This window comes from Martelella alba (assembly GCF_006516955.1).
In the GTDB taxonomy this organism is placed as follows: Bacteria; Pseudomonadota; Alphaproteobacteria; order Rhizobiales; family Rhizobiaceae; genus Martelella; species Martelella alba.
The window spans coordinates 132,955-158,546 of sequence record NZ_VHLG01000009.1 but is presented as its reverse complement, the minus strand read 5'-3'; the positions used below and the strand labels follow the sequence as shown (position 1 = coordinate 158,546).

Sequence of the window (25,592 nt, the reverse complement as noted above, 5' to 3'; positions counted from 1 at the left end):
CCGATCGCGATGGAAGAAAAGCTGCGCTTCGCGATCCGCGAAGGCGGCCGCACCGTCGGCGCCGGCATCGTCGCCTCGATCATCAAGTAATACGGCAGACCGCAAGGCGCCGTTTGAGAATGGTAGGGACATGGGTTTTTCATGTCCCTACAGATTTTTGAAAATCGGCAGAGCCGGGTCGGAATAATAATCGAAGCGCCTTGTCCAGGAATGACAGGGCGCGAAAACAAACAAGGACGAGTCGCATGAAGGGCCAGAACATCCGCATCCGCCTGAAGGCGTTTGATCACCGGATCCTCGATGCCTCTACGCGTGAGATTGTATCGACGGCCAAGCGTACGGGCGCGAATGTTCGCGGACCGGTTCCGCTTCCCACCCGGATCGAGAAATTCACCGTGAACCGTGGTCCGCATATCGACAAGAAGAGCCGTGAGCAGTTTGAAATGCGCACGCACAAGCGTCTTCTTGACATTGTCGATCCGACCCCGCAGACGGTCGACGCGCTGATGAAGCTGGATCTCGCAGCTGGCGTGGACGTAGAAATCAGGCTCTGATTCTTCAGAGTTAGAGACAATTGAACGGGACCAATCTTCAGGCGCAGCAAAGCGGCGTACATGATGTCCCAAAGAGAGGCACGCGAGGGTTTTCAGCCCCCGCCGGAACTCCATAAGGAATGAACCGATGCGTTCAGGTGTGATAGCACAGAAAGTGGGAATGACCCGCGTCTTCAATGACGCAGGAGAGCACATCCCTGTAACAGTTTTGCGAATGGACGGCTGCCAGGTCGTCGCAACGCGTACCAAGGATAAGAATGGCTACACCGCAGTTCAGCTCGGTGCAGGTCGTTCGAAGGTGAAGAACACGACGAAGGCGCAGCGCGGTCAGTTCGCGCAGGCTTCCGTTGAACCCAAGGCCAAGCTTGTTGAATTCCGCGTTTCGGAAGATTTTCTTCTGGATGTCGGTTCCGAGCTGACGGCTGACCATTTCGTGTCGGGCCAGCTGGTTGACGTAACCGGCACCACGATTGGTAAGGGCTTTGCCGGTGCGATGAAGCGCCACAACTTTGGTGGTCTGCGTGCGACCCACGGTGTTTCCGTTTCGCACCGTTCGCATGGTTCGACCGGTTCCAACCAGGACCCGGGCAAGGTTTTCAAGAACAAGAAGATGGCTGGTCACATGGGCCAGACGCGCGTCACCACGCAGAACCTCGAAGTCGTCCGCACGGATGTCGAGCGCGGTCTGATCCTGGTCAAGGGCGCCGTTCCCGGTTCGAAGGGTGCCTGGATCGTAGTCCGCGATGCCGTCAAGTCCGGCATTCCGGAAAACGCCCCGCGTCCGGCCGGCCTGCGTGCCGCTGAAACGAATGGAGCCGAATAATGGATCTCACTATTAAGACACTTGAAGGCAAGGACGCCGGTACGGTCAGCCTGAAGGACGAGATCTTCGGCCTTGAAGTGCGCGAAGACATCCTTGCCCGTATGGTTCGCTACCAGCTGGCCGCCAAGCGCCAGGGTACCCACCAGGCCAAGGGCCGCGCCGATATCGCCCGCACCGGTGCAAAGATGTACCGCCAGAAGGGCACTGGTAACGCACGTCACCATTCGGCACGTGCGCCGCAGTTCCGCGGCGGTGGTGCAGCACATGGTCCGGTTTCGCGTGATCATTCGCATGATCTGCCGAAGAAGATCCGCGCTCTCGCCCTGAAGCACGCTCTGTCGTCCAAGGCCAAGACGGAAAGCCTGATCGTTGTTGACGATCTGGTCGCCGCCGAAGCCAAGACCAAGCTGCTTTCCGGCAAGTTCGCCGCTCTCGGCCTCGACAACGCCCTGATCATCGGTGGCGCCGAGCTCGATGGCAACTTCGCCCTTGCAGCACGCAACATCCCGAATGTCGATGTTCTGCCGGTTCAGGGCATCAACGTTTACGACATCCTGCGCCGTGGCAAGCTCGTTCTTTCCAAGGCTGCGGTAGAAGCTCTGGAGGAGCGGTTCAAATGAGCGATATCCGCCATTACGACGTGATCGTTTCGCCGGTCATTACCGAGAAGTCGACTCTGGTTTCGGATAATAACCAGGTTGTCTTCAACGTTGCGAAGACGGCTAGCAAGCCCGAGATCAAGGCCGCTGTCGAAGCGCTCTTTGGTGTCAAGGTGAAGGCTGTTAACACGCTGCTGCGCAAGGGCAAGATCAAGCGCTTCCGGGGTTTCACCGGCAAGCAGAAGGACGTCAAGAAGGCGATCGTCACCCTGGCCGAAGGTCAGAGCATCGACGTATCGACCGGCGTTTGAACCAGGCCCGGTAGGGTAGAAACCCAATAGGGAATGAAAAGATGGCATTGAAACATTTCAATCCGACAACGCCGAGCCAGCGCCAGCTGGTTATTGTCGAGCGTTCGGAGCTTTACAAGGGCAAGCCGGTCAAGGCCCTGACCCAGGGTCTATCGTCCAAGGGCGGCCGCAACAACCATGGTCGTGTGACGGCTCGCTTCCAGGGCGGCGGTCACAAGCGGACCTATCGCATCATCGACTTCAAGCGTCGCAAGTTCGAAGTTGAAGGCACCGTCGAGCGTCTGGAATATGATCCGAATCGCTCCGCCTTCATCGCACTTGTCAGCTATGGCGACGGTGAGCTTTCCTACATCCTGGCGCCGCAGCGCCTCGCCGTCGGCGACAAGGTCATCGCGTCTGAAAGCGCTGTTGACGTCAAGCCGGGCAATGCGATGCCGCTGCAGTTCATCCCGGTCGGCTCCATCGTCCACAATGTGGAAATGAAGCCGGGCAAGGGTGGCCAGATCGCTCGCTCCGCAGGCACCTATGCTCAGTTGGTCGGTCGCGACCAGGGCATGGCGATCCTGCGCCTGAACTCGGGCGAACAGCGCCTGGTGCCGGGCTCTTGCCTTGCATCGATCGGTGCTGTATCGAACCCCGACCACTCGAACACGAATGACGGCAAGGCCGGCCGTTCGCGCTGGCGCGGTAAGCGCCCGCATGTTCGCGGCGTTGTTATGAACCCGATCGACCACCCGCATGGTGGTGGTGAAGGCCGTACTTCCGGTGGTCGCCATCCGGTTTCGCCGTGGGGCAAGCCAACCAAGGGCAAGCGGACCCGTTCGAACAAGTCGACAGACAAGTTCATCATGCGTTCGCGTCACCAGAAGAAGAAGTAAGAGAGGTAGTCTGAAATGGCTCGTTCAGTGTGGAAAGGACCGTTCGTCGACGGCTATCTTCTCAAGAAGGCTGAGAAGGTTCGCGAAGGCGGTCGCCATGAGGTCATCAAGATCTGGAGCCGTCGCTCCACGATCATGCCGCAGTTCGTCGGCCTGACCTTTGGTGTCTATAATGGCAGCAAGCATATTCCGGTATCCGTATCGGAAGAGATGGTCGGTCACAAGTTCGGCGAATTCGCGCCGACCCGGACCTATTACGGTCACGGCGCCGACAAGAAGGCGAAGAGGAAGTAATAATGGGCAAGGCAAAAGCCGAACGCCGGCTCAAGGAAAATGAAGCTCAGGCTGTTGCGCGTTCGATCCGCATCAGCCCCCAGAAGCTCAACCTCGTCGCCGCTTTGATCCGCGGTAAGAAGGTTGACCGGGCTCTGGCCGATCTGGAATTCTCGCGCAAGCGCATCGCAGAGACCGTCAAGAAGACTCTTGAATCGGCCATTGCGAACGCTGAAAACAACCACGATCTCGACGTTGACCAGCTGGTCGTCGCCGAAGCCTATGTCGGCAAGTCGATGGTGATGAAGCGCTTCCACGCTCGTGGCCGCGGCCGCGCATCGCGTGTTGAGAAGCCTTTCTCACACCTGACGATCGTTGTTCGTGAAGTCGAAGAGGAGGCCGCCTGATGGGTCAGAAGATTAATCCGATCGGTTTCCGTCTCGGCATCAACCGTACCTGGGACAGCCGTTGGTTCGCCGACAACCATGAATATGGCAAGCTGCTGCATGAAGACTTGAAGATCCGGGCCTACCTGGTCAAGGAACTCAAGCAGGCCGGTATCGCCAAGGTGGTTATCGAGCGCCCGCACAAGAAGTGCCGCGTCACGATCCACTCGGCCCGCCCGGGCCTCATCATCGGCAAGAAGGGCGCAGACATCGAAAAGCTGCGCCGCAAGCTGTCGACGATGACGGATTCGGAAATGCACCTCAACATTGTTGAAGTTCGCAAGCCCGAAACCGATGCGACCCTGGTTGCACAGTCGATCGCCCAGCAGCTGGAACGCCGCGTTGCATTCCGTCGCGCCATGAAGCGCGCCGTGCAGTCGGCCATCCGTCTTGGCGCCGAAGGCATCAAGATCACCTGCGGCGGCCGTCTTGGCGGTGCAGAAATTGCCCGCACGGAGTGGTACCGCGAAGGCCGCGTTCCGCTTCACACGCTGCGCGCCGACATCGATTACGGTACGGCCGAAGCCGAAACCGCTTATGGTGTCTGCGGCATTAAGGTCTGGATCTTCAAGGGTGAAATCCTTGAGCATGATCCCATGGCCTCCGAGCGTCGCGCGCTGGAAGGCGACAACAAGGGTAACAGCGGCAACCAGCATCGCCGCCGCGAGAACGCCTGATTCATTTCAGGCGTCCGCCAAGTTCGGAGATAGATAAAAATGTTGCAGCCAAAGCGTACAAAGTTCCGCAAACAGTTCAAGGGACGCATCAAGGGCGTCGCCAAGGGCGGTGCGGAGCTGGCTTTCGGTGAGTATGGGCTGAAGGCGCAGGAACCGAATCGCGTCAATGCACGTGAGATTGAAGCGGCCCGCCGCGCGATCACCCGTCACATGAAGCGTGCCGGTCGTGTTTGGATCCGCATTTTCCCCGACGTTCCGGTCACCAAGAAGCCGACCGAAGTTCGTATGGGTAAAGGTAAGGGCGGCATCGAATACTGGGCCTGCAAGGTCAAGCCCGGCCGGATGATGTTCGAAATCGACGGCGTCAGCGAAGAAATCGCGCGTGAAGCTCTGCGTCTCGGCGCAGCCAAGCTTTCGGTAAAGACGCGTTTTGTTCAGCGCATCGCCGAATAAGGAGTGAATGAGATGAAGACCTCTGACGTTCACGCGATGACTGAAGACCAGCTCAAGGATGAGCTCGTAAAGCTGAAGAAAGAGCAGTTCAACCTGCGCTTCCAGAAGGCGACGGGTCAGCTGGAAAAGACGGCGCGCATCAAGGAAGTGCGTCGTGACATCGCGCGTGTGAAGACCATTGCCCGCCAGAAGGCGGGATCAGCCAAGGCCTAAAGGACCGACAAGAAAATGCCGAAACGCATTCTGCAAGGCGTTGTCGTTAGCGACAAGAACGATAAAACGGTTGTAGTCCGGGTTGAGCGTCGTTTTGCCCATCCGCTTCTTCAGAAGACGGTTCGCCGTTCGAAGAAGTATAAGGCCCACGACGCCGAGAACCAGTACAAGATTGGGGACACGGTATTCATCGAAGAATGCGCACCGATCTCCAAGGACAAGCGCTGGACGGTGGTTTCCGCCCAGGCTTAAGGCAAATTATGCGGGTATTTCGCCACGCGCTCTTGCGTTGTTGCGAAATATCTGTATGTAGCACGGACTAAAGTGCAAAGGGCGTCCAGCAATGGGCGGCCTTTTCCTTTGAGACATGTCCATAAGCTGGGCTAGGGGGCGTGAGGTGCCCAACCGGTCCGGTAACAACAAGAAGGCGACCTGATATGATTCAGATGCAAACAAACCTCGACGTGGCGGATAATTCCGGCGCACGTCGTGTCATGTGCATCAAGGTTCTGGGCGGCTCCAAGCGTAAGTATGCCTCGATCGGCGATATTATCGTCGTTTCGGTCAAGGAGGCTATTCCGCGCGGTCGCGTCAAGAAGGGCGATGTGATGAAGGCCGTAGTCGTGCGCACCGCGAAGGACATTCGCCGCGCTGACGGTTCCGTCATCCGTTTTGACAGCAATGCAGCTGTCCTGATCAACAATAACAAAGAGCCGATCGGTACGCGTATCTTCGGGCCAGTTCCGCGCGAGCTCCGCGCGAAGAGCCATATGAAGATCATCTCGCTCGCTCCTGAAGTTCTGTAAGGGAGCGCGGAACAATGCAGAAGATCAAAAAGGGCGACAAGGTCGTCGTTATCGCTGGCAAGGACAAGGGCCGTTCAGGCGAAGTTCTGTCGGTTTTCCCGAAGGAAGACCGCGCCGTCGTTTCTGGCATCAACATGGTGCGCCGTCATCAGCGTCAGACACAGACGACTGAAGCCGGCATCATCACCAAGGAAGCTGCGATCCATCTTTCCAACCTCGCTGTTGCCGATCCCAAGGATGGCAAGCCGACCCGCGTCGGTATCAAGCTTGAGGGTGATAAGAAGGTTCGTTACGCAAAGCGCTCGGGAGATGTGATCGATGGCTGAGGTTAACTACGTACCGCGTTTCAAGGCGCTGTACCTCGAAAGCATCCGCAAGGACATGCAGGAGGCGTTCAGCTACGCCAACGAAATGCAGATCCCGAAGATCGACAAGGTTGTCATCAATATGGGTGTCGGTGAAGCTACGGCTGATTCGAAGAAGCCCGCGACGGCTGCCGCTGATCTGAGTGCGATTGCCGGCCAGAAGGCCATCATCACGCATGCCCGCAACTCGATTGCTGGTTTCAAGGTGCGTGAGCACATGCCGATTGGCGCCAAGGTAACCCTGCGCGGCGTTCGCATGTATGAATTCCTTGATCGCCTGGTCACGATCGCGCTGCCGCGCGTCCGCGACTTCCGTGGTCTCAATCCGAAGAGCTTTGACGGCCGTGGCAACTTCGCCATGGGCATCAAGGAACACATCGTGTTCCCTGAAATCGACTACGACAAGGTCGATCAGATGTGGGGCATGGATATCATCGTTTGCACGACGGCTAAGACGGATGACGAAGCCCGGACGCTTCTGAAAGCGTTCAACTTCCCGTTCCGCCAGTAACCGTAACGACGAGCGTAGAAAAGGAAAACCGACATGGCGAAAGTAAGCGCAGTCGAAAAGAACAAGCGCCGCCGCAAGACGGTCGCCCGCGACGCCGACAAGCGCGCCGCGCTGAAGGCGATCATCATGAACCAGGAGCTCCCCATCGAGGATCGCTTCCGGGCTTCTCTGAAGCTTGCAAGCCTCTCCCGCGATGGTTCGAAGACCCGCATCCGCAATCGTTGCGAAGTATCTGGCCGTCCGCGCGGTTATTACCGCAAGCTGGGCATGTCCCGTATTGCGCTTCGTGATCTGGGCAACACCGGCAAGGTGCCGGGCGTCGTCAAGTCGAGCTGGTAAGGAGCTTCCCCATGGCAATGTCTGATCCCCTGGGTGATATGCTCACCCGCATCCGCAACGGTGCAGCGCGCCGCAAGAACTCCGTATCGACGCCGGCTTCCAAGCTGCGCGGCCGTGTTCTGGACGTTCTTCAGGCCGAAGGCTACATCCGCGGTTATACCCAGACCGAATTTGAAAACGGCAAGTCCGAGTTCGAAATCGAGCTGAAGTACTACGAGAACGCTTCGGTGATCCGCGAGATCGCCCGCGTTTCCAAGCCGGGCCGCCGGGTCTATGCCTCGGTCAAGTCCATTCCGCAGGTCGCAAACGGCCTTGGCATCACCATCCTTTCGACCCCGAAGGGTGTAATGGCTGATCACCAGGCTCGCGAACAGAATGTTGGTGGCGAGGTTCTCTGCTCGGTCTTCTAAGGCTGATGCAGGTCCTCCCTAGCGAAACAGACAGGTAAAAAAAATGTCTCGTATCGGTAAAAAGCCCGTTCCGGTTCCGGCTGGTGTTACTGCGGCCGTAGATGGCCAGAAGGTTACCGCCAAGGGCCCGAAGGGTGAACTGAGCTTCGTTGCAAATGACGAAGTCAGCGTAGCACTGGAAGACAACGCGATCGTTGTTACTCCGGTTAACCAGACCAAGGACGCACGCTCCAAGTGGGGCATGTCGCGCACCATGGTCGAGAACATCTTCAAGGGCGTCAAGGATGGTTACGAGCGCAAGCTTGAAATCAACGGCGTCGGCTATCGTGCGGCCATGCAGGGCAAGAACCTGCAGCTGTCGCTCGGCTTCAGCCACGAAGTGATCTACACCCCGCCGGAAGGCATCTCGCTTGCTTGCCCGAAGCCGACGGAAATCGTCGTCACCGGTATCGACAAGCAGATTGTCGGCCAGGCCGCTGCAAACATTCGCGAATATCGCGGTCCCGAGCCCTACAAGGGCAAGGGCGTGAAATACGCGGAAGAGCGCATCGTCCGCAAGGAAGGCAAGAAGAAGTAAGGAGTACGCGATATGGCTAGCAGGAAAGAAGCCCTTGGGCGCCGCGCCGCACGCGTGCGCCGTCAGCTCAAGAAGGTAGCGAATGGTCGCCCGCGTCTGTCGGTCCACCGTTCCTCGAAGAACATCTACGCTCAGGTTATCGATGATGCAGCTGGCCGCACGCTGGCCGCCGCTTCGACGCTCGACACCGGTCTGCGCACCTCGCTGAAGACCGGCGCCGACAAGGATGCAGCTGCCGCTGTTGGCAAGCTGATCGCCGAGCGCGCCGTCAAGGCTGGCGTCAATGAGGTCGTATTCGACCGTGGCGCCTTCATCTTCCACGGTCGCATCAAGGCGCTTGCCGATGGTGCCCGTGAAGGCGGCCTGACCTTCTGAGTTCAGTTTAGCCGGTGCTCTTTACGGAGCGCCGGCTACAATGTCGGACTGATGTCCGTTACATCGGCCGCTCAATCATGCAGAGATGCTGAGCGGCTTTTCGATATGCCGATTGCACCCGGAAAAGAAAAAGGAACAGGACAATGGCACAGGAAAGACGGGGATCGCGCGACGATCGCCAGAACAACAGGGAAGAGCGCGACAGCGAGTTCGTTGACAAGCTCGTCGCTATCAACCGCGTGGCCAAGGTGGTCAAGGGCGGACGTCGTTTCGGTTTTGCAGCGCTCGTCGTTGTTGGTGACCAGAAGGGCCGCGTTGGCTTTGGTCACGGCAAGGCACGCGAAGTGCCGGAAGCGATCCGCAAGGCAACCGAAAGCGCCAAGCGCGACATGATTTTCGTACCGCTGCGCGATGGCCGTACGCTGCACCACGATGTCAATGGCCGTCACGGCGCCGGCAAGGTTCTCCTTCGCTCCGCCAAGGCCGGTACCGGTATCATCGCCGGTGGCCCGATGCGTGCTGTTTTCGAAACGCTCGGCGTTGCTGACGTTGTTTGTAAGTCGACCGGTTCGTCGAACCCTTACAACATGGTTCGCGCCACGTTTGACGCCCTGAAGCATCAGGTTCACCCCAAGGACATCGCTGCCCAGCGCGGTCTGAAATATGCAACGCTCCAGGCTCGCCGTCAGGCTGCTGGCGTCAGCGTTGACGATTGATGGGAGAGACAAAGATGGCCAAGACCACTGAAAAGAAGACGGTCACCGTCGAACAGATCGGTAGCCCGATCCGTCGCCCCGCCGTTCAGCGCCAGACGCTGATCGGGCTCGGTCTCAACAAGATGCATCGCGTTCGCACGCTGGAAGATACGCCTGCCGTGCGTGGCATGATCAACAAGGTATCCCATCTCGTACGCGTCGTCGACGAGAAGTGAGAGGGGAAAGAACGATGAAACTCAACGAAATCAAGGACGTCGAAGGCGCCACATCGTCGCGCAAGCGCGTTGGCCGCGGAATCGGTTCGGGCCTCGGCAAGACCGGTGGCCGTGGTGTCAAGGGTCAGAAGTCGCGTTCGGGCGTTGCTATCAACGGCTTCGAAGGCGGTCAGATGCCGATCTACCGTCGTCTGCCGAAGCGCGGCTTCGTCAATATCTTCGCCAAGGAATTTTCCGAAGTGTCGCTGGCCAAGCTTCAGGCTGCCGTTGATGCCGGCAAGATCGACGCCAAGGTCACCGTTACGGCGGAAGTTCTGAAGGAAGCTGGCGTGATTCGCCGCGTCAAGGATGGCGTGCGCATTCTCTCCGATGGCGAACTGAAGGCCAAGCTTTCCCTCGAAGTTGCCGGTGCTTCCAAGGCTGCCATCGAGAAGATTGAGAAGGCAGGCGCCTCCATCAAGCTTCTCAACGCTGCCGAAAGCGCAGAATAAGTTCGAATTTAACTGAAATGATCGCCCGGAGTGCTTCACACCGGGCGATTTTTCGCCCATATGTTTGCCTCGAATGCCGTCAGGCCCAATCGAGGCCTTCCGGACGGCAATCGTCGGAACTGATCCACGTTTCTTGATGCGGCGTGTCAGCTGGCGGTATGGCAATTCAATGCACCGGCCGCAGTCGACCGCGACCGGGCGGTGATGCGGAGATCAGCATGGCATCTGCAGCGGAACAACTCGCTTCCAATCTGAATTTTTCGACTTTCGCCAAGGCGACCGACCTCAAGAAGCGACTTTGGTTTACGCTTCTTGCGCTGCTCGTGTACCGCCTCGGCACGCATATCCCGCTTCCGGGCATCAATCTTGATGCCTATGCCCAGGTCTTCCAGGGCCAGGCAGGCGGCATTCTCGGCATGTTCAACATGTTTTCGGGCGGCGCCGTGCAGCGCATGGCAATCTTCGCGCTTGGCATCATGCCCTACATCTCCGCTTCGATCATCGTTCAGCTTCTGACCGCTGTGGTTCCTTCTCTTGAGGCGCTCAAGAAGGAAGGCGAGCAGGGTCGCAAGATCATGAATCAGTATACGCGTTACGGCACGGTGGTTCTGGCAACGGCACAGGCCTATGGCATTGCCATCGGTCTTGAGGCTGGCAGCAATCTTGTGGCCGATCCGGGCTGGTTCTTCCGTATCTCGACGGTGATTACACTTGTCGGCGGCACGATGTTCCTGATGTGGCTCGGCGAGCAGATCACCTCGCGCGGTATCGGTAACGGCATCTCGCTGATCATCTTCTCCGGTATCGTCGCCGGTCTGCCGAATGCGATCGGCAATATGCTTGAACTGGGCCGCACCGGTGCGCTTTCGGGTGGTCTGGTGGTTGCCGTTCTGGTTGTCGCCATCGGCGTCATTGCGCTGATCGTGTTTGTCGAGCGCGCGCAGCGCCGGTTGCTGATCCAGTACCCGAAGCGCCAGGTCGGCAATCGCATGTTCCAGGGCGACACCTCGCACCTGCCGCTGAAGCTGAATACTTCGGGTGTTATCCCGGCGATTTTCGCATCGTCGCTGCTGCTACTGCCGGCGACGCTTGCGGGCTTCACGTCGAAGGACCTTCCCGGTTGGGCCACCGCGATCATCGCGTCGCTCGGTCATGGGCAGCTGCTTTACATGATCTTCTACGCCGGACTGATCGCCTTCTTCGCCTTCTTCTACACGGCCATCGTCTTCAATCCGAAGGAAACCGCGGATAATCTGAAGCGTCATGGCGGCTTCATTCCCGGTATCCGGCCCGGCGAGCGGACGGCTGAATATATCGATTACGTGCTGACACGTATTACGGTGATCGGCGCGGTCTATCTGGTCTTCGTCTGCATCCTGCCTGAGATCCTTGTATCGCGTACGGGCATTCCATTGTCCCTTGGTGGTACTTCGCTTTTGATTATTGTCAGCGTAACACTGGATACCGTATCGCAGGTTCAGGGACACCTGATCGCGCAGCAATACGAAGGGCTGATGAAGAAATCGAAATTGAGGGGTGGAAAGAGGGGACGATGAGACTCATTCTTCTGGGACCGCCGGGCGCCGGCAAGGGTACGCAGGCGCAGCGGATAGTTGCCAAGCATGGAATTCCGCAGCTGTCGACCGGCGACATGCTTCGTGCAGCTGTTGCGGCCAAGACCGAGGTCGGCATCAAGGCCAAGGCCGTGATGGATGCCGGTGGGCTGGTTTCCGACGATATCGTGATTGCGATTGTGTCGGAGCGGATCGATCAGGATGATTGCAATAACGGCTTCATCCTTGATGGCTTCCCGCGCACGCTGGTTCAGGCCGATGCGACCGAGAAAATGCTTTCGGCCAAGGGGATCGATCTGGACGTCGTCATCGAGATCAAGGTTGATGACAGTGTGTTGGCCGACCGTATCGCCGGGCGCTATACCTGCGCCAAGTGTGGCGCTGGCTATCACGACAGCTTCCATAAGCCGAAGGTCGATGGTGTCTGTGATACCTGTGGATCCACGGAATTCAAGCGCCGGCCCGATGACAATCGCGATACCGTCGTGACGCGCCTGCAGGCTTATTACAAGGAAACCGCGCCGCTGCTTGGCTACTACTACGCCAAGGGCAAGCTGCAGTCGGTGGACGGTATGGCCGATATGGACACGGTGACGGCGTCGATCGAGGCCATCCTGGAAAAGATCTGATCTTGCGGCTCCGGCAGCTTTGTGTTGCCGGAAAGCTTGAAGGGCAGGGGCTCTCGCAAGAGCCTCTCGCTATTAATATTTCGGAAACGGTTGCATTTGATGGCTGTTTCCGGTAAAGAGCGCTCCAACTCGTGGCATGGGGCTGATCGGTGCGATTCCTCTTCTCAAAGCGGAAGCGGAATGGTTGCGGTCGGTCCTTGTTGTCGCAGAAGGGCAAACGGCGTGGAAACGCGCTGGACGAAATCGGCAGTTTCTCTCTGAGATAAAAGACTGCCCAACCGATAATGCTAAGGAGAAACGGCGTGGCTCGTATTGCTGGCGTCAACATCCCGACTGCAAAGCGCGTCGTTATTGCGCTTCAGTACATTCACGGGATCGGACCGAAATTCGCTCAGGAAATCTGCGAGAAGGTTTCCATTCCGGCTGAACGCCGTGTTCACGAACTGACGGACGCTGAAGTCCTGCAGATCCGTGAAACCATTGACCGTGACTACATCGTAGAAGGCGACCTGCGTCGCGAAAACTCGATGAACATCAAGCGTCTTATGGACCTCGGCTGCTACCGTGGCCTGCGTCATCGTCGTGGCCTTCCGGTCCGCGGCCAGCGCACGCACACCAATGCCCGCACCCGTAAGGGTCCGGCCAAGGCGATTGCCGGTAAGAAGAAGTAATCCCGGTTCCATTTGCGAACCGAACAAGCCGGCGGCGTCCGCCGGCTTTCTGCGTGATTGACTGGGCCAAGGCCCCGTCGGTGGAGCCGCTGGTATTACGGCGGTGAAGAGATCAACGAAAGGAATACCCATGGCCAAGGAAGCCACGCGCGTTCGCCGTCGCGAGCGTAAAAATATTTCGTCGGGCGTTGCCCACGTCAACTCGACGTTCAACAACACGATGATCACCATCACGGATGCACAGGGCAATGCTATTGCCTGGTCGTCTGCCGGTGCCAAGGGCTTCAAGGGTTCGCGCAAGTCGACCCCGTTCGCTGCCCAGATCGCTGCTGAGGACTGCGCCAAGAAGGCTCAGGAACACGGCATGAAGTCGCTTGAAGTCGAAGTCTGCGGCCCCGGTTCGGGTCGTGAGTCGGCCCTGCGTGCCCTGCAGGCTGCCGGCTTCGTCATCACTTCGATTCGCGACGTGACGCCGATCCCGCACAATGGCTGCCGCCCGCGCAAGAAGCGCCGCGTCTGATCATCGCTGTCAATCGCTCCGGCGCTGTTCTCATTGAGGGCGCGCCGGTTCTACGAAATTCGGCCGTCACGATTGGATGGTGCGGCGAACGGAAGGTAGAAACATGATTCAGAAAAACTGGCAGGAACTGATCAAGCCCAGCAAGGTGGAATTCACCTCTTCGAGCGCGAAGAAGGCGACCCTGGTCGCTGAACCGCTTGAGCGCGGCTTTGGTCTGACGCTTGGCAATGCGCTTCGTCGCATTCTGCTGTCGTCGCTTCGTGGTGCAGCTGTCACGGCTGTGCAGATCGACGGCGTGCTGCACGAATTTTCCTCGATCCCGGGTGTTCGTGAAGATGTCACCGACATCATCCTGAACATCAAGGAAATCGCCATCAAGATGGAAGGCGACGAGGCAAAGCGTATGGTCGTGCGCAAGCAGGGCCCGGGCGTTGTCACCGCTGGTGATATTCAGACGGTTGGCGATATCGAGATCCTTAATCCGGGTCTCGTGCTCTGCACGCTGGATGAAGGCGCTGAAATCCGCATGGAATTCACCGTCAACAACGGTAAGGGTTACGTTCCGGCAGAACGGAACCGTTCGGAAGATGCTCCGATCGGTCTCATTCCGGTCGACAGCCTTTATTCGCCGATCCGCAAGGTGTCCTACAAGGTCGAAAACACCCGTGAGGGCCAGGTTCTCGACTATGACAAGCTGACCATGACCATCGAGACTGATGGTTCCGTCGGCGGTGAAGATGCAGTTGCTTTTGCAGCCCGCATTCTTCAGGACCAGCTTTCGGTCTTCGTCAACTTCGAGGAGCCCCAGAAGGAATCCGAAGAAGAAGACGTCACCGAGCTCGCCTTCAACCCGGCACTCTTGAAGAAGGTCGACGAACTGGAACTTTCCGTCCGTTCGGCCAACTGCCTGAAGAACGACAATATCGTCTATATCGGCGATCTCATCCAGAAGACCGAAGCCGAAATGCTGCGTACGCCGAATTTTGGTCGCAAGTCGCTGAACGAGATCAAGGAAGTACTCGCTTCCATGGGCCTGCACCTGGGCATGGAAGTCCCGGCCTGGCCGCCGGAAAATATCGAAGACCTCGCAAAGCGTTACGAGGATCAGTACTAACGTCATACTGCGGGCGGCTCGCCTGCAAGTGAAGGAGAGAAGCAATGCGCCATCAGAATGCAGGCCGCAAGCTCAACAGAACCGCAAGCCATCGCAAGGCAATGTTTGCAAACATGGCAGCCTCGCTCATCACCCATGAGCAGATTGTCACGACACTGCCGAAGGCAAAGGAAATCCGCCCGATCGTCGAGAAGCTCATCACGCTCGGCAAGCGCGGTGATCTGCACGCCCGTCGTCAGGCGATCGCACAGATCAAGGACCTCGATGCAGTCCGCAAGCTGTTCGATGTTCTTGGCCCGCGCTACGCAGAACGCAAGGGCGGCTACTGCCGGATCATGAAGGCTGGTTTCCGCTACGGCGACAATGCCGACCTCGCAGTCATCGAATTCGTTGATCGCGACGTCAATGCCAAGGGCGCAGCCGACAAGGCCCGCGTTGAGGCTGAAGCTGAGATGGAAGCTGCCTGAGGCAGTTCTGACATCGTCAGATTTTATAAGGGCCGGGTGCTGTTTCAGCGCCCGGCCTTTTCATTTGCGACGGGTTTCAATTCGGAATGTGGATCGTCGCGCGGATATGTTTCAGCGAAGCGACAATAGTGAAGGTCATGGCCACCATCAGCGTCCATGAACTCCATTTGCCGATATGGACGCTCGACCAGATGGCGATCTGGTTGGGATAGTGCCAGATCGCGAAGAAGGTTGAGACATTCTCGGCCAGCCAGATAAAGAAGCCGATCAGGATGAAAGACAGGATAATCGGCATTTTGCGATCGCGGTCATAGGGGCGAAACACCACGGTGGCGCGCGCGTAAAGCCCGATGGCGAGCGCCGCGATATACCAGCGATAGTCGCCGATATAATGATGGGTGAAAAAGTTCGCGTAGATTGCAAGCGCGAGCAGCGTCGACATCCAGTAGGGCGGGTGGTGCTGGATGCGGATGTCGAAAAGGCGCCAAGCCTGAATGATATAGCTGCCGACAGCTGCATACATGAAGCCTGAAAAGAGTGGCACGCCCATCAGTTTCGTCCATGCAAAATCCGGATAGGCCCAGGATTGGATCGAGCCGGATGTCTTGAACACTTCAAGGGCGAAGCCGACAAGGTGAAACAGGCATATGGCCTTGAATTCAGTGACGGTTTCCAGACCGAGCCTGATCATCGCGAACTGGATCGCCAAAGCGATGATCAGCAGAAGATCGTAACGCGGAATACCCAGCGCGCCTGATCGCGGCGTGATGAAGATCGCCAGGAAGAACAGACCTGCAAACAGGCAGGCGCGCGCTTCCTTCAAACCGAAGAACAGAAATTCAACGAGAAAGCGGGAGACACCGTGCAGATCTGTGCGCGGTTTGACATTGGTGAGCCAGCCATCGAGCCGGAAGAGGCTTTGCGGTGTTTTTGTCGCGGTCATTCTTTTGCATGTTTTGAGAGTGCTGAGTGCAGACTTCACGCAAAAGAGGTCGAAAGCAAGGCCACGTGCGTTGATCGCTAATACCATGAAATTGATCATGATCAGGTCGCTCGCAGAGCGGATCCGGGCGGCGGGGCGCCGAAACCTGCCGTCATGCAACCCCGGTTGGTCGCTAAATGGTGAACAGTCTGTTCAAGTTATGAAACAGCCTTTCTTGATCTTGATCACATGTATTCGCAGATATGAGCCTAATTTCGGGCCATCGACTTACTTTTGGTTCCGGAGAAAAACAATGACCAACGAAGTCTTCAAGAACGATCCACAAAGACTGTATCTGCCGTTTCTTGGCGGGTTTTATGATCGGGTTGCCCAGCCGATGGCCTGGGTCATCTTTCGTATTGCAATTGGCGGCTTTCTTGCTCTGGAAGGTTGGCCGAAGATTACCCACCCCTTCGCACAGGTCGGATTTGTTGAGAGCCTTCACTTCTATCCTGGTGTGTTCTGGTCACCTTTGCTGGCGGCGATGCAGTTCTTCGGCGGGTTCTTGATCATGTTTGGGCTGTTTACCCGCGCCGCAGCGCTTGCCAATGGTGTGATGTTGGCGATTACGCTCTATTTCCACTACAGCCACCCCTATGGTGCGGCCTTCCTGACGCCTGCGGGCATTGAGGCGCTGAAGACCAATGCCGATTTGTTTACGGCCGCAGCACAGTATCGTCTGGCCGATGGCGGTGCGAAGTTCCTGAGCCAGGTTCAGGACAAGGCTGAACTTGCCTCGTGGTTCTGGACTGGCGGAGCCTTCCTCTTCGCCGCATTCGGTGGCGGTTACTGCTCGGTGGATCGTCTGCTGAAGAAGGTGTTCTGAACAACTCTCGTAGATGCGCAGTTTAAAGGCCGAAGCGCTAGACGCTTCGGCCTCAGCTTGCTGACAAAGTCATTCAGCTTGTCTGTTTGGGGTGGAATAGCCATTGCCTCCGCCGTCATCCCCGTGCTTGTCACGGGGATCCATACTCTTAAAGATTTGAATAAGCGGAGTCTTTGGCCGCGCGGACGCGCGTCGGCTGGATGCCTGTGACAAGCACAGGCATGACGTTAAAGAAGGGGCTAGGGGTTGTCAGCAATCTGAGGCCGAAGCGCTAGACGCTTCGGCCTTTCTGCTGTTCGCGGAGCGCACGCTTTTTCTGTCGCCGGCGTTCCATCAGCCGGGGGCGGATGGCACGATAGCCAAGTAGCAGCACGGCTAGCGCGATATAGAGCATGATCTCCGGGCCGATCACCTTGCGCGCCATGGCAAAATGCAAGGTTCCAAGCGCGAGGATCAGATAGGAGAGCCGATGCAGCCAGGTCCAGTTTTTTCCAAGCCGGCGGATCGACCAGTTGTTTGAAGTCAGTGCCAGCGGCACCAGCAGCGCCAGGGCGATCATGCCGAAGGTGATGAAGGGGCGCTTGATCACGTCATCGATCACGGTATGCAGATCCATTTGCTGATCGAGCACCAGATAGACGAGGAAATGCATCAGTACGTAATAAAAGCCGAGCAGGCCGAGTGCGCGGCGGTAGCGCAGCAGGTTGATATTGGCAAGGTCGCGAAGCGGGGTGACCGCAAGGGTCGCCAGAATGAACCTAAGCGCCCATATGCCAAGCAGATGCTCGAAGGTCTTGATCGGGTAGACGCCGAGCTGGTTGGTGGCGCCAAGCCAGAAATAGATGGCAGCTGGCATCAGCCCGAGCACATAGAGCGCCCAGACCGAGGCCGAACGCCATCGTCCGGTGCGGTTGCGGGAAGGGGGCGTCACCGTTTTCATCGTCGCATCGGTCAATAGTTTGCTTTCAGGTCCATGCCAGCATAAAGGCTTGCGACCTCATCGCCATAGCCGTTGAACATTTCTGTCGGAATGCGTTTGGCGCCGCCGAACAATCCACCGCCTTCGCCAATGCGCTGTTCGGTCGCCTGGCTCCAGCGCGGGTGCGGCACATCCGGGTTCACATTGGCGTAGAAACCATATTCATGCGGGGCGAGCAGGTTCCAGCTGTTTTGCGGCTGTTCTTCGGTCAGGGTGATCTTGGTGATCGATTTGATGCCCTTGAAACCATATTTCCACGGAACGACAAGGCGCATCGGCGCGCCGGACTGGTTCAGCAGTGTCTTGCCGTAAAGGCCCACGGCGATGATCGTCAGCGGGTGACGGGCTTCATCCATGCGCAGGCCTTCAAGATAAGGCCATGGCATCGGCTGGGCAAAACCACGCTGGCCTGGCATTTCCTTCGGCCGCACCACACCTTCAAAGGCCACATATTTGGCCGAGCCCTGCGGATCGGCGAGATCTATGATCGATGACAGCGGGATGCCGACCCAGGGGATGACCATGGACCAGGCCTCAACACAGCGCATCCGGTAGATCCGGTCCTCCAGCGGGAATTTTGTCAGCAGGGTGTCGATGTCGACGGTCTGCGGCTTGTTGACCAGTCCGCCGATCTCAAAGGTCCAAGGGTAGGGCTTGAAGTCTTCGGAATATTTGAACGGGTCGCTCTTGCCCGTGCCGAATTCATAAAAATTATTGTAGTGGGTCACATCCTCGAAGCTGGTTTCCTTGTCGGACGGCGCCGGGATGGGGCCGGGGACTGTCTTCAGTTCCATGCCCTCGCTCAGGCCCGGCGCCGCCGCCTCAGCTTTTGGCAAGGCGGCAAAGGTCGCGCCGGCGGCAAGCCCTGCCATCAATGTGCGGCGCTTGAGCCAGGTCGCTTCCGGCGTGATCTCGGATGCAGGAATATGCGGTGGTTTGTAGGCGCTCATGAATGGGCCTCCCTTTGCTCTCTGTTTCCATGCCGTCGGTCATGGTGGCATCCCATGGAATTTTTTCGCTTGTCGGGATACACTCCTTTACGCAGGAGGATTGCCGATAGATTGCGTTTCGACAAGAAACGTTTGAACCACGATTTCGTGTTTTGGGCGTGAGAAGGGTCAGGGGCGGTCCCGGCAAGGGGCGTACTGGAGAGTACCGTTTTGCCACCAAGCGATAGTGACAGGCATAGTGATTTGCGTTACCACCTGTCGCAAAAGGTGTTTTGGCCCATTTGGCCAACAGAATGCATCGGGCAGACAGAGCGGATCTGCCGGGAAGAAAGGAAACCCCAATGCCAGCCTATCGTTCCAGAACGACCACCCATGGACGCAATATGGCCGGCGCGCGTGGATTGTGGCGCGCAACCGGCATGAAAGAAGGCGATTTCGGCAAGCCCATCATTGCCGTGGTCAATTCCTTTACCCAATTTGTGCCCGGTCATGTGCATCTGAAGGACCTCGGCCAGCTGGTCGCGCGCGAAATTGAAGCTGCGGGCGGTGTTGCCAAGGAGTTCAACACCATCGCGGTTGATGACGGCATCGCCATGGGCCATGACGGCATGCTCTATTCGCTGCCTTCCCGTGAAGTCATTGCTGACAGCGTTGAATATATGGTCAATGCCCATTGTGCCGATGCCATGGTCTGCATTTCCAACTGCGACAAGATCACCCCCGGCATGCTGATGGCGGCGCTTCGCCTCAATATTCCGGCAATCTTCGTCTCCGGCGGCCCGATGGAAGCCGGCAAGGTGGTCTTGAACGGCAAGGAGCAGGCGCTTGATCTGGTTGATGCCATGGTTGCCGCCGCCGATGACAAGTACACTGATGCCGAGGTGGCAAGTATCGAGCGCTCAGCCTGCCCCACCTGCGGTTCCTGCTCGGGCATGTTTACCGCCAATTCGATGAACTGTCTGACGGAAGCGCTTGGCCTGTCGCTGCCGGGCAATGGCTCGACGCTCGCCACCCATGCCGATCGCCGCCGCCTGTTTGTTGAGGCAGGTCACCAGATCGTCGATCTTGCCCGCCGTTGCTACGAGCAGGATGACAAGACGACGCTGCCGCGCACCATCGCCAACAAGGCTGCTTTTGAAAACGCCATGTCGCTCGATATCGCCATGGGCGGCTCCACCAATACGGTGCTGCATATTCTGGCGGCCGCCTATGAGGCCGAGCTTGATTTCACCATGGAAGATATTGATCGGCTGTCACGCAAGGTGCCGTGCCTGTGCAAGGTGGCACCGGCCAAGAATGATGTTCACATGGAAGATGTTCACCGGGCTGGCGGCATCATGGCCATTCTCGGCGAGCTTGACCGCGCGGGTCTAATCCGTCGCGAAAGCCCGACCGTTCATGCCGCAACGCTGGGCGATGCGATTGACCAGTGGGATATCGTTCGCACCAATTCCGAAACCGTTCGCAATTTCTTCATGGCCGCGCCCGGTGGCGTGCCGTCGCAGACCGCTTTCTCACAGGATCGCCGTTGGGCGGAACTCGACACAGACCGTGTGTCCGGTGTTATCCGTTCGGCCGAACATCCTTTCTCCAAGGATGGTGGTCTGGCCGTCTTGCGGGGCAATGTCGCGCTTGATGGCTGCATCGTGAAGACGGCAGGCGTCGATGAGAGCATCCTCAAATTCTCCGGCCCGGCCGTCGTGTTCGAGAGCCAGGATGCGGCGGTGAAAGGTATCCTGTCCAACGAGGTCAAGGCGGGCGACGTCGTCGTCATTCGCTATGAAGGCCCGAAGGGCGGTCCCGGCATGCAGGAAATGCTCTACCCGACCAGCTATCTGAAGTCGAAGGGGCTCGGAAAGGCCTGCGCGCTGATCACCGATGGACGTTTCTCCGGCGGTACATCGGGCCTTTCCATCGGCCATGTTTCGCCGGAAGCCGCCAAGGGTGGCGCCATCGGTCTGGTCGAGAACGGCGATACGATCGATATCGACATTCCCGGCCGTACCATTTCGCTCAGGATCTCGCCGTCTGAGCTGGAAGCGCGCCGCAAGGCTCAGGAGGAAAAAGGCTGGGCGCCGTCGTCTCCGCGCCGCCGTCAGGTCACCCGCGCACTGAAGGCCTATGCCGCCTTCGCCTCCAGCGCCGACAAGGGCGCTGTTCGGATCCTGCCGGACGAGGAATAAGCCGTCCGGACATTCATCTGAAAAGGGCGCGGGAGATTATCCCGCGCCCTCAGTTTGTTGACAAACCTCACCCCCTTCACTGACATCATGCCTGTGCTTGGTCCACAGGCATCCAGCCGACGCGCGTCTGCGCGGCGAAAAGACTTGTCTACTCGATGCCTTTTGAAGCTGGATCCCCGTGACAAGCACGGGGATGACGACGGAGGGTGAGGCTATTCCGCCTCAAACATGCAATATGAATGGCTTTGTCAGCAGTCTGAGCGCGGGATCATCTCCCGCGCCCTTTCTGATCGGGAGGAATGCGGCCGCTCAGATCGGCTTGTCGATGCCGTCATAGAGTTTCTGCAGGGCGTCGATACGCTCCTGATAGGCTTCAGAGATGCAGGAGACATCGGTGCCGCAGGCCTCACGTTTGGCAAGCCAGGCCTTTTGTTCATCTGCCATGTCACCCGAAACGCCCATGGCGAAAAGGCCCTTCAGCATGGTGTACATGGTCGCCATCTTCACATCATCATCATTGAGCTGAAGATTGTCGCAGATGGTCTTTTCATTGGCGCTGAGGCCGCTGGCATGGCAATCGAAGCTTGCTGCAGCAGCGGGCGTGGCCGAAAGCGTGAGCGGAGCGAAGCTTGCAAGCAGGGTCGCTGCTGAAAATGCGATGCCAGCTGTGGTCCGAGCGAGGCGGGTGCGATCATGGAATGGTTGCATTGTAGACTCCTTCTCTTTTCAATCACCGATATAGGAAATGACTGAAGAGTTTGTGACTATTTTCGGGTATTTGCCACCGGCGTATCGCCGTGAAGCCGGCGTGATGAGCGATGGTCTCCAGTCCGGCCGCGTGCCGAAAGCTTTAACTTGCGAGCATTAGGGTGGAACTGCAATATAAAGTTGAATATTGCGATAGTTTAATATCTGAGCGACCACGTTTAACGCGTTGTTTCGCTGCTCTAACTTGTGAAACATTGTTCCGCCCATTTCTCTACCTAGATCTTGGGCGAGGGGTTAATTTGAATCCGTTGAAGAGACAGGGAACTGATGACCGCACCTTTCATCCGCCTTTCCGCCGCCGCCATGATGTCCGGCCTCGTTTTAACGTTGCAGCCGGCCTTTGCCGATGATGCCCGCACTGTGCCTTCGGGGCAGGGGCAGGTGATGCTGTCCTATGCGCCGCTGGTCAAGCAGACCGCACCGGCTGTCGTCAATGTCTATGCCGAACGTATGGTCGAGAAGCGCATGTCGCCGCTGTTCTCCGATCCTTTTTTCGGCCAGTTCTTCGGCCAGCAGATGCCGGGGCGCAGCGAGAAACAGACATCGCTTGGATCCGGCGTGATTGTCGGCTCTGATGGAACGATCATCACCAACAACCATGTGATTGCCGGGGCCGATCAGATCAAGGTGGCGCTGTCGGACGGGCGTGAGTTCCCCTGCACGGTTTTGCTGAAGGACGATCGCTACGATCTCGCCGTGCTGAAGATTGACGTCAAGGAAGCGCTGCCGACGATCGATATCGGCAATTCCGATGATGTCGAGGTTGGCGATATCGCGCTTGCCATCGGCGACCCCTTTGCTGTCGGTCAGACGGTGACCAGCGGCATCATTTCCGGCCTGGCGCGCAATTCCGTCAATGATGGCGAATTCGGCTTCTTCCTGCAAACAGACGCGGCGATCAATCCGGGCAATTCCGGTGGCGCGCTTTTGAACATGAAGGGGCAGCTGATCGGCATCAATACGGCGATCTTCTCCAAGGGTGGTGGATCGAATGGTATCGGCTTCGCCATCCCTGCCAATATGGTCAAGGTATTTCTGGCGGCGGCGGAAAGCGGCGAGAAAAGCTTTGAGCGCCCCTATGTCGGCGCAAGCTTCGGCCCGGTTTCCTCCGATATCGCCGAAGCTGTTGGCCTGACTACGCCGCGCGGCGCCATTGTCTCAAGCGTCGTCCCGGACGGCCCGGCGGACAAGGCCGGTCTGAAATCCGGCTCGGTCGTCATCGCTGTGGATGATGTGCCGGTGCAGCATCCCGATGCGCTGCTCTATCGCCTCACCGTGCTCGGGCTTGGCAAGACGGCCGATCTCAGTGTCGAGCGGGACGGCAAGGTCGAGCATGTGACGCTGCCGCTGGCGGTTGCCCCCGAAACACCGGCCCGTGACAGCCGCACCATTGATGGCGACAGCCCGTTTGCCGGACTGACAGTGGAAAATGTGTCGCCGCGCGTATCGGAGGAGTTGCGTCTGCCGCAAGACTCTGCTGGTGTCGTTGTGGCCGATATTGCTGACGGATCGACGGCGAACCAGCTTGGCTTTGCCAAGGGGGACATTATCGTTTCCGTCAACGATACCGATATCAAGACGACCAAGGCGCTGGAAAAGGCAGCGGCCGACAAGCCCCGCTACTGGAAGCTGACGGTGAACCGTGGCGGCAGGATGATAACGCAAATGTTTCGATGAGTGATCTGTTCGCCCCCAAGATACCCGAAGAACTGGAAAAGCGCCGGCCGCTGGCTGATCGTCTGCGTCCGCAGCATCTGAGCGAGGTCACAGGTCAGGATCATCTGACCGGTCCTGACGGTGCGCTGACCCGGATGATTGCGTCCGGCTCGCTTGGCTCGATGATCTTCTGGGGACCGCCGGGGACGGGCAAGACAACTGTCGCCCGGCTTCTGTCGGGCGAGGCCGATCTCGCCTTCGAGCAGATTTCGGCGATCTTTTCCGGCGTGGCCGACCTGAAGAAGGTGTTCGAGGCTGCCCGCGCCCGGCGGATGAACGGGCGGCAGACACTGCTTTTCGTCGACGAGATTCATCGCTTCAACCGGGCGCAGCAGGACAGTTTCCTGCCTGTGATGGAAGATGGCACGATTGTGCTGGTGGGCGCGACCACGGAAAACCCATCCTTCGAGCTCAATGCCGCGCTTTTGTCGCGCGCCCGGGTTCTGACCTTCCGCGCCCATGATCATGACAGTCTTTCGGAACTTCTGACCCGCGCCGAAGCCGCTGAGGGCAGGGCGCTGCCGCTTGACGAGGATGCTCGCGAAACGCTGATCGGCATGGCCGATGGCGATGGACGGGCGATCCTGACCCTGTCGGAGGAGATCTGGCGCGCTGCCCGGGAGGGCGAGGTGCTTGACCCGAAGGGGCTCGCCGGCGTTGTCCAGCGTCGCGCGCCGATCTATGACAAGGGCCAGGACGGGCATTACAATCTCATCTCCGCGTTGCATAAATCCGTGCGCGGTTCCGATCCCGATGCCGCGCTTTACTATCTGGCGCGGATGATCGATGCGGGCGAGGACCCGCTTTATATCGGCCGCCGGCTGGTGCGCATGGCAACCGAGGATATCGGCCTTGCCGATCCGCAAGCCGTGCTGATCGCCACCGCCGCCAAGGATGCCTATGATTTTCTCGGTTCTCCCGAGGGCGAGCTGGCGCTGGCTGAGGCCTGCATCTATCTGGCAACCGCGCCCAAATCCAATTCCGTCGAGGTCGCCTGGCATGCCGCCCTTGCTGCCGCCAAGCGGCATGGCTCGCTGATGCCGCCGAAACATATCCTCAACGCCCCGACCAAGCTGATGAAGGAAGAGGGCTATAATCAGGGTTATCGTTATGATCACGATGAGCCTGATGCGTTTTCGGGCCAGAATTATTTCCCGACGGAAATGGGCCGGCAGAAATTCTACCAGCCGCCCGAGCGCGGATTTGAACGCGAGATCAACAAACGGCTCGCCTGGTGGGACAAGCTCAGGCGTGAGCGCAACAGCTGATTTCAATATATTGCGGAACAACGCGTCTCATCGGGCGTTAACCATGCACGAACCCGAAGGAGAACGTTATGCAGGACGTACCCCCCTATGCACGATTGATCGCGCTGATGATCGAAGGCGCGGGTTTTCTTCTCGCCGCAACAGTGATCACCGCTTTCCCGGTGCTGGACAACGCCAAGGTTCTCCTGCTGCCGCTCATGCTGCTGGTCGCCTGGGTGGCGCTTCCCATGCTGACCCGCCTGTTTACCCCCCGTATCCGACCGCTCCCCCGCCGGCGCTAGCTCCCCCTCGGCAGCGCTGAAGAAAGCCGCCCGGTCTTCTTGATGGGAAGACCGGGCGGTTTTGCATGAAGGAACGCTAGAGGAGCCAGTGTGAGATATCTGCCCATTCCGGATTTGTGCCTTCGATGAGGTTTATCTTCCAGGCTCGGCGCCATTTCTTGATCGTCTTTTCTCGGACGATGGCACGCGAGATTTCCTCGAATTGCTCAAACCAGACGAGTGTCTTGACCCCATACCTGCTGGTGAAACTCTGGTGGATTTCCAGCTGATGCTCCTGAAGTCGCCGGGCAAGGTCGTTGGTCACCCCGACATAGAGTGTACCGTTTTTGCGGGAAGCGAGAATATAGACATAGCCGCCACGCACAGATTACCCCCGAAGATTGTTTTTCGTCCTTGGCACAATCTATCATAGACCGGCTGAAGGTCACGCTGTCTCTTCCATCGCAACACTCTCCTCGTCATGCCTGTGCTCGTCACAGGCATCCAGCTGGAGCGTAAAGCAAAGCCGGGTCCCTGCGGTGCCTGCAGACAATGCTGGATCCCTGTGACAAGCACAGGGATGACGATGGAGGGGGGAGCGAATGACAGGCAGGATGCCTATGTAAAGCGGCGCGCAGTGAAGCGCGCCGGAT

Annotated in this window: 38 protein-coding genes; 33 read left to right on the top strand and 5 right to left on the bottom strand. The window is 58.1% G+C overall.

Annotated features, from left to right (window positions below):
- The 28 genes from FJU08_RS14420 to rplQ form a co-directional block, all read left to right on the top strand.
- Positions 1-90 (top strand): EF-Tu C-terminal domain-related protein (locus FJU08_RS14420; protein ID WP_141147572.1); only part of this gene is annotated, 90 nt, incomplete at its 5' end.
- A 155-nt stretch (positions 91-245) separates the two neighbouring features.
- Entirely contained in the window at positions 246-554 is a 309-nt protein-coding gene (rpsJ, locus tag FJU08_RS14415; RefSeq protein WP_141149714.1) for a 30S ribosomal protein S10, read from the top strand.
- 127 nt (positions 555-681) lie between these two features.
- Complete coding sequence (gene rplC / locus FJU08_RS14410) at positions 682-1,377, top strand: 50S ribosomal protein L3 (protein WP_141149713.1); 696 nt, start codon at positions 682-684, stop codon at positions 1,375-1,377.
- The gene (gene rplD, locus FJU08_RS14405) at positions 1,377-1,997 is read left to right on the top strand and encodes a 50S ribosomal protein L4 (RefSeq protein ID WP_141149712.1); all 621 of its coding nucleotides are present in this window, start codon (positions 1,377-1,379) and stop codon (positions 1,995-1,997) included. The genes rplC and rplD overlap by 1 nt, the downstream gene beginning before the upstream one ends.
- Positions 1,994-2,287, top strand: coding sequence for a 50S ribosomal protein L23 (locus FJU08_RS14400; RefSeq protein WP_141149711.1), 294 nt, complete (start codon positions 1,994-1,996; stop codon positions 2,285-2,287). The genes rplD and FJU08_RS14400 overlap by 4 nt, the downstream gene beginning before the upstream one ends.
- 41 nt (positions 2,288-2,328) lie before the next feature.
- Complete coding sequence (gene rplB, locus FJU08_RS14395) at positions 2,329-3,165, top strand: 50S ribosomal protein L2 (protein ID WP_141149710.1); 837 nt, start codon at positions 2,329-2,331, stop codon at positions 3,163-3,165.
- Between the two features lie 15 nt (positions 3,166-3,180).
- A complete protein-coding gene (gene rpsS / locus FJU08_RS14390) occupies positions 3,181-3,459 on the top strand; it encodes a 30S ribosomal protein S19 (RefSeq protein ID WP_024708105.1) in 279 nt (92 codons plus the stop codon).
- A 2-nt stretch (positions 3,460-3,461) separates the two neighbouring features.
- Positions 3,462-3,845, top strand: coding sequence for a 50S ribosomal protein L22 (rplV, locus tag FJU08_RS14385; protein ID WP_141149709.1), 384 nt, complete (start codon positions 3,462-3,464; stop codon positions 3,843-3,845).
- Positions 3,845-4,561, top strand: a complete 717-nt coding sequence (rpsC, locus tag FJU08_RS14380; RefSeq protein ID WP_141149708.1) for a 30S ribosomal protein S3 — start codon at positions 3,845-3,847, stop codon at positions 4,559-4,561. Before rplV ends, rpsC begins: the two co-directional genes overlap by 1 nt.
- Before the next feature lie 39 nt (positions 4,562-4,600).
- Positions 4,601-5,014: a 50S ribosomal protein L16 gene (gene rplP, locus FJU08_RS14375; RefSeq protein WP_141149707.1), complete on the top strand. Its 414-nt coding sequence runs from the start codon at positions 4,601-4,603 to the stop codon at positions 5,012-5,014.
- Positions 5,015-5,026: 12 nt separating this feature from the next.
- Positions 5,027-5,227, top strand: a complete 201-nt coding sequence (gene rpmC / locus FJU08_RS14370) for a 50S ribosomal protein L29 (protein ID WP_141149706.1) — start codon at positions 5,027-5,029, stop codon at positions 5,225-5,227.
- A 15-nt stretch (positions 5,228-5,242) separates the two neighbouring features.
- Positions 5,243-5,479, top strand: a complete 237-nt coding sequence (rpsQ, locus tag FJU08_RS14365; RefSeq protein WP_045683794.1) for a 30S ribosomal protein S17 — start codon at positions 5,243-5,245, stop codon at positions 5,477-5,479.
- A 185-nt stretch (positions 5,480-5,664) separates the two neighbouring features.
- Positions 5,665-6,033 carry a 50S ribosomal protein L14 gene (gene rplN, locus FJU08_RS14360; protein ID WP_141149705.1) on the top strand — a complete coding sequence of 123 codons (369 nt, stop codon included), beginning with the start codon at positions 5,665-5,667 and terminating at the stop codon, positions 6,031-6,033.
- 14 nt (positions 6,034-6,047) lie between these two features.
- Positions 6,048-6,359 (top strand): 50S ribosomal protein L24, encoded by a 312-nt coding sequence (rplX, locus tag FJU08_RS14355; protein ID WP_141149704.1) that lies wholly within the window; start codon positions 6,048-6,050, stop codon positions 6,357-6,359.
- Positions 6,352-6,909 carry a 50S ribosomal protein L5 gene (rplE, locus tag FJU08_RS14350; protein WP_141149703.1) on the top strand — a complete coding sequence of 186 codons (558 nt, stop codon included), beginning with the start codon at positions 6,352-6,354 and terminating at the stop codon, positions 6,907-6,909. The genes rplX and rplE overlap by 8 nt, the downstream gene beginning before the upstream one ends.
- 33 nt (positions 6,910-6,942) lie before the next feature.
- Positions 6,943-7,248 carry a 30S ribosomal protein S14 gene (gene rpsN / locus FJU08_RS14345; protein ID WP_141149702.1) on the top strand — a complete coding sequence of 102 codons (306 nt, stop codon included), beginning with the start codon at positions 6,943-6,945 and terminating at the stop codon, positions 7,246-7,248.
- Between the two features lie 11 nt (positions 7,249-7,259).
- The gene (gene rpsH / locus FJU08_RS14340; RefSeq protein ID WP_141149701.1) at positions 7,260-7,658 is read left to right on the top strand and encodes a 30S ribosomal protein S8; all 399 of its coding nucleotides are present in this window, start codon (positions 7,260-7,262) and stop codon (positions 7,656-7,658) included.
- A 43-nt stretch (positions 7,659-7,701) separates the two neighbouring features.
- Positions 7,702-8,235: a 50S ribosomal protein L6 gene (gene rplF / locus FJU08_RS14335; RefSeq protein ID WP_141149700.1), complete on the top strand. Its 534-nt coding sequence runs from the start codon at positions 7,702-7,704 to the stop codon at positions 8,233-8,235.
- Between the two features lie 12 nt (positions 8,236-8,247).
- Positions 8,248-8,610 (top strand): 50S ribosomal protein L18, encoded by a 363-nt coding sequence (gene rplR, locus FJU08_RS14330; protein ID WP_141149699.1) that lies wholly within the window; start codon positions 8,248-8,250, stop codon positions 8,608-8,610.
- A 143-nt stretch (positions 8,611-8,753) separates the two neighbouring features.
- On the top strand, positions 8,754-9,326 hold the full coding sequence (gene rpsE, locus FJU08_RS14325) for a 30S ribosomal protein S5 (RefSeq protein WP_141149698.1): 573 nt from the start codon (positions 8,754-8,756) through the stop codon (positions 9,324-9,326).
- A 14-nt stretch (positions 9,327-9,340) separates the two neighbouring features.
- Positions 9,341-9,541: a 50S ribosomal protein L30 gene (gene rpmD / locus FJU08_RS14320; protein WP_141149697.1), complete on the top strand. Its 201-nt coding sequence runs from the start codon at positions 9,341-9,343 to the stop codon at positions 9,539-9,541.
- A 14-nt stretch (positions 9,542-9,555) separates the two neighbouring features.
- Positions 9,556-10,032 (top strand): 50S ribosomal protein L15, encoded by a 477-nt coding sequence (gene rplO / locus FJU08_RS14315; RefSeq protein WP_141149696.1) that lies wholly within the window; start codon positions 9,556-9,558, stop codon positions 10,030-10,032.
- 218 nt (positions 10,033-10,250) lie between these two features.
- Positions 10,251-11,588 (top strand): preprotein translocase subunit SecY, encoded by a 1,338-nt coding sequence (secY, locus tag FJU08_RS14310; RefSeq protein WP_141149695.1) that lies wholly within the window; start codon positions 10,251-10,253, stop codon positions 11,586-11,588.
- The gene (locus FJU08_RS14305) at positions 11,585-12,235 is read left to right on the top strand and encodes an adenylate kinase (RefSeq protein ID WP_141149694.1); all 651 of its coding nucleotides are present in this window, start codon (positions 11,585-11,587) and stop codon (positions 12,233-12,235) included. Before secY ends, FJU08_RS14305 begins: the two co-directional genes overlap by 4 nt.
- A 302-nt stretch (positions 12,236-12,537) precedes the next feature.
- Positions 12,538-12,906, top strand: a complete 369-nt coding sequence (gene rpsM, locus FJU08_RS14300; protein ID WP_141149693.1) for a 30S ribosomal protein S13 — start codon at positions 12,538-12,540, stop codon at positions 12,904-12,906.
- A 130-nt stretch (positions 12,907-13,036) separates the two neighbouring features.
- Positions 13,037-13,426, top strand: a complete 390-nt coding sequence (rpsK, locus tag FJU08_RS14295; RefSeq protein WP_141149692.1) for a 30S ribosomal protein S11 — start codon at positions 13,037-13,039, stop codon at positions 13,424-13,426.
- Between the two features lie 103 nt (positions 13,427-13,529).
- Positions 13,530-14,540 (top strand): DNA-directed RNA polymerase subunit alpha, encoded by a 1,011-nt coding sequence (locus tag FJU08_RS14290; RefSeq protein WP_141149691.1) that lies wholly within the window; start codon positions 13,530-13,532, stop codon positions 14,538-14,540.
- A gap of 44 nt (positions 14,541-14,584) precedes the next feature.
- The gene (gene rplQ, locus FJU08_RS14285) at positions 14,585-15,007 is read left to right on the top strand and encodes a 50S ribosomal protein L17 (RefSeq protein WP_141149690.1); all 423 of its coding nucleotides are present in this window, start codon (positions 14,585-14,587) and stop codon (positions 15,005-15,007) included.
- A 76-nt stretch (positions 15,008-15,083) separates the two neighbouring features.
- Here rplQ and FJU08_RS14280 read toward each other — a convergent pair whose 3' ends face one another.
- Positions 15,084-15,950 (bottom strand): DUF817 domain-containing protein, encoded by an 867-nt coding sequence (locus tag FJU08_RS14280; RefSeq protein WP_141149689.1) that lies wholly within the window; start codon positions 15,948-15,950, stop codon positions 15,084-15,086.
- A 292-nt stretch (positions 15,951-16,242) separates the two neighbouring features.
- On the opposite strand from FJU08_RS14280, the gene FJU08_RS14275 reads away from it, so the two are divergent.
- Entirely contained in the window at positions 16,243-16,815 is a 573-nt protein-coding gene (locus tag FJU08_RS14275; RefSeq protein ID WP_141149688.1) for a DoxX family protein, read from the top strand.
- 271 nt (positions 16,816-17,086) lie between these two features.
- Here the strand turns inward: FJU08_RS14275 and msrQ are convergent, their stop codons facing one another.
- Positions 17,087-17,755: a protein-methionine-sulfoxide reductase heme-binding subunit MsrQ gene (msrQ, locus tag FJU08_RS14270; protein ID WP_141149728.1), complete on the bottom strand. Its 669-nt coding sequence runs from the start codon at positions 17,753-17,755 to the stop codon at positions 17,087-17,089.
- A gap of 11 nt (positions 17,756-17,766) precedes the next feature.
- Positions 17,767-18,744, bottom strand: coding sequence for a protein-methionine-sulfoxide reductase catalytic subunit MsrP (gene msrP, locus FJU08_RS14265; RefSeq protein ID WP_141149687.1), 978 nt, complete (start codon positions 18,742-18,744; stop codon positions 17,767-17,769).
- Positions 18,745-19,085: 341 nt separating this feature from the next.
- On the opposite strand from msrP, the gene ilvD reads away from it, so the two are divergent.
- Complete coding sequence (ilvD, locus tag FJU08_RS14260) at positions 19,086-20,927, top strand: dihydroxy-acid dehydratase (protein WP_141149686.1); 1,842 nt, start codon at positions 19,086-19,088, stop codon at positions 20,925-20,927.
- Positions 20,928-21,236: 309 nt separating this feature from the next.
- Here the strand turns inward: ilvD and FJU08_RS14255 are convergent, their stop codons facing one another.
- Positions 21,237-21,635, bottom strand: a complete 399-nt coding sequence (locus tag FJU08_RS14255; protein WP_235890719.1) for a lysozyme inhibitor LprI family protein — start codon at positions 21,633-21,635, stop codon at positions 21,237-21,239.
- Between the two features lie 327 nt (positions 21,636-21,962).
- Between FJU08_RS14255 and FJU08_RS14250 the strand changes: the two genes are divergently transcribed.
- From FJU08_RS14250 to FJU08_RS14240, 3 genes are all read left to right on the top strand, one after another.
- Positions 21,963-23,372, top strand: a complete 1,410-nt coding sequence (locus tag FJU08_RS14250; RefSeq protein WP_141149685.1) for a DegQ family serine endoprotease — start codon at positions 21,963-21,965, stop codon at positions 23,370-23,372.
- Entirely contained in the window at positions 23,369-24,679 is a 1,311-nt protein-coding gene (locus FJU08_RS14245) for a replication-associated recombination protein A (RefSeq protein ID WP_141149684.1), read from the top strand. Before FJU08_RS14250 ends, FJU08_RS14245 begins: the two co-directional genes overlap by 4 nt.
- 68 nt (positions 24,680-24,747) lie before the next feature.
- Complete coding sequence (locus tag FJU08_RS14240) at positions 24,748-24,960, top strand: hypothetical protein (protein WP_141149683.1); 213 nt, start codon at positions 24,748-24,750, stop codon at positions 24,958-24,960.
- Positions 24,961-25,036: 76 nt separating this feature from the next.
- Here FJU08_RS14240 and FJU08_RS14235 read toward each other — a convergent pair whose 3' ends face one another.
- Complete coding sequence (locus FJU08_RS14235; RefSeq protein ID WP_141149682.1) at positions 25,037-25,324, bottom strand: GIY-YIG nuclease family protein; 288 nt, start codon at positions 25,322-25,324, stop codon at positions 25,037-25,039.
- Between the last annotated feature and the right edge of the window lie 268 nt (positions 25,325-25,592).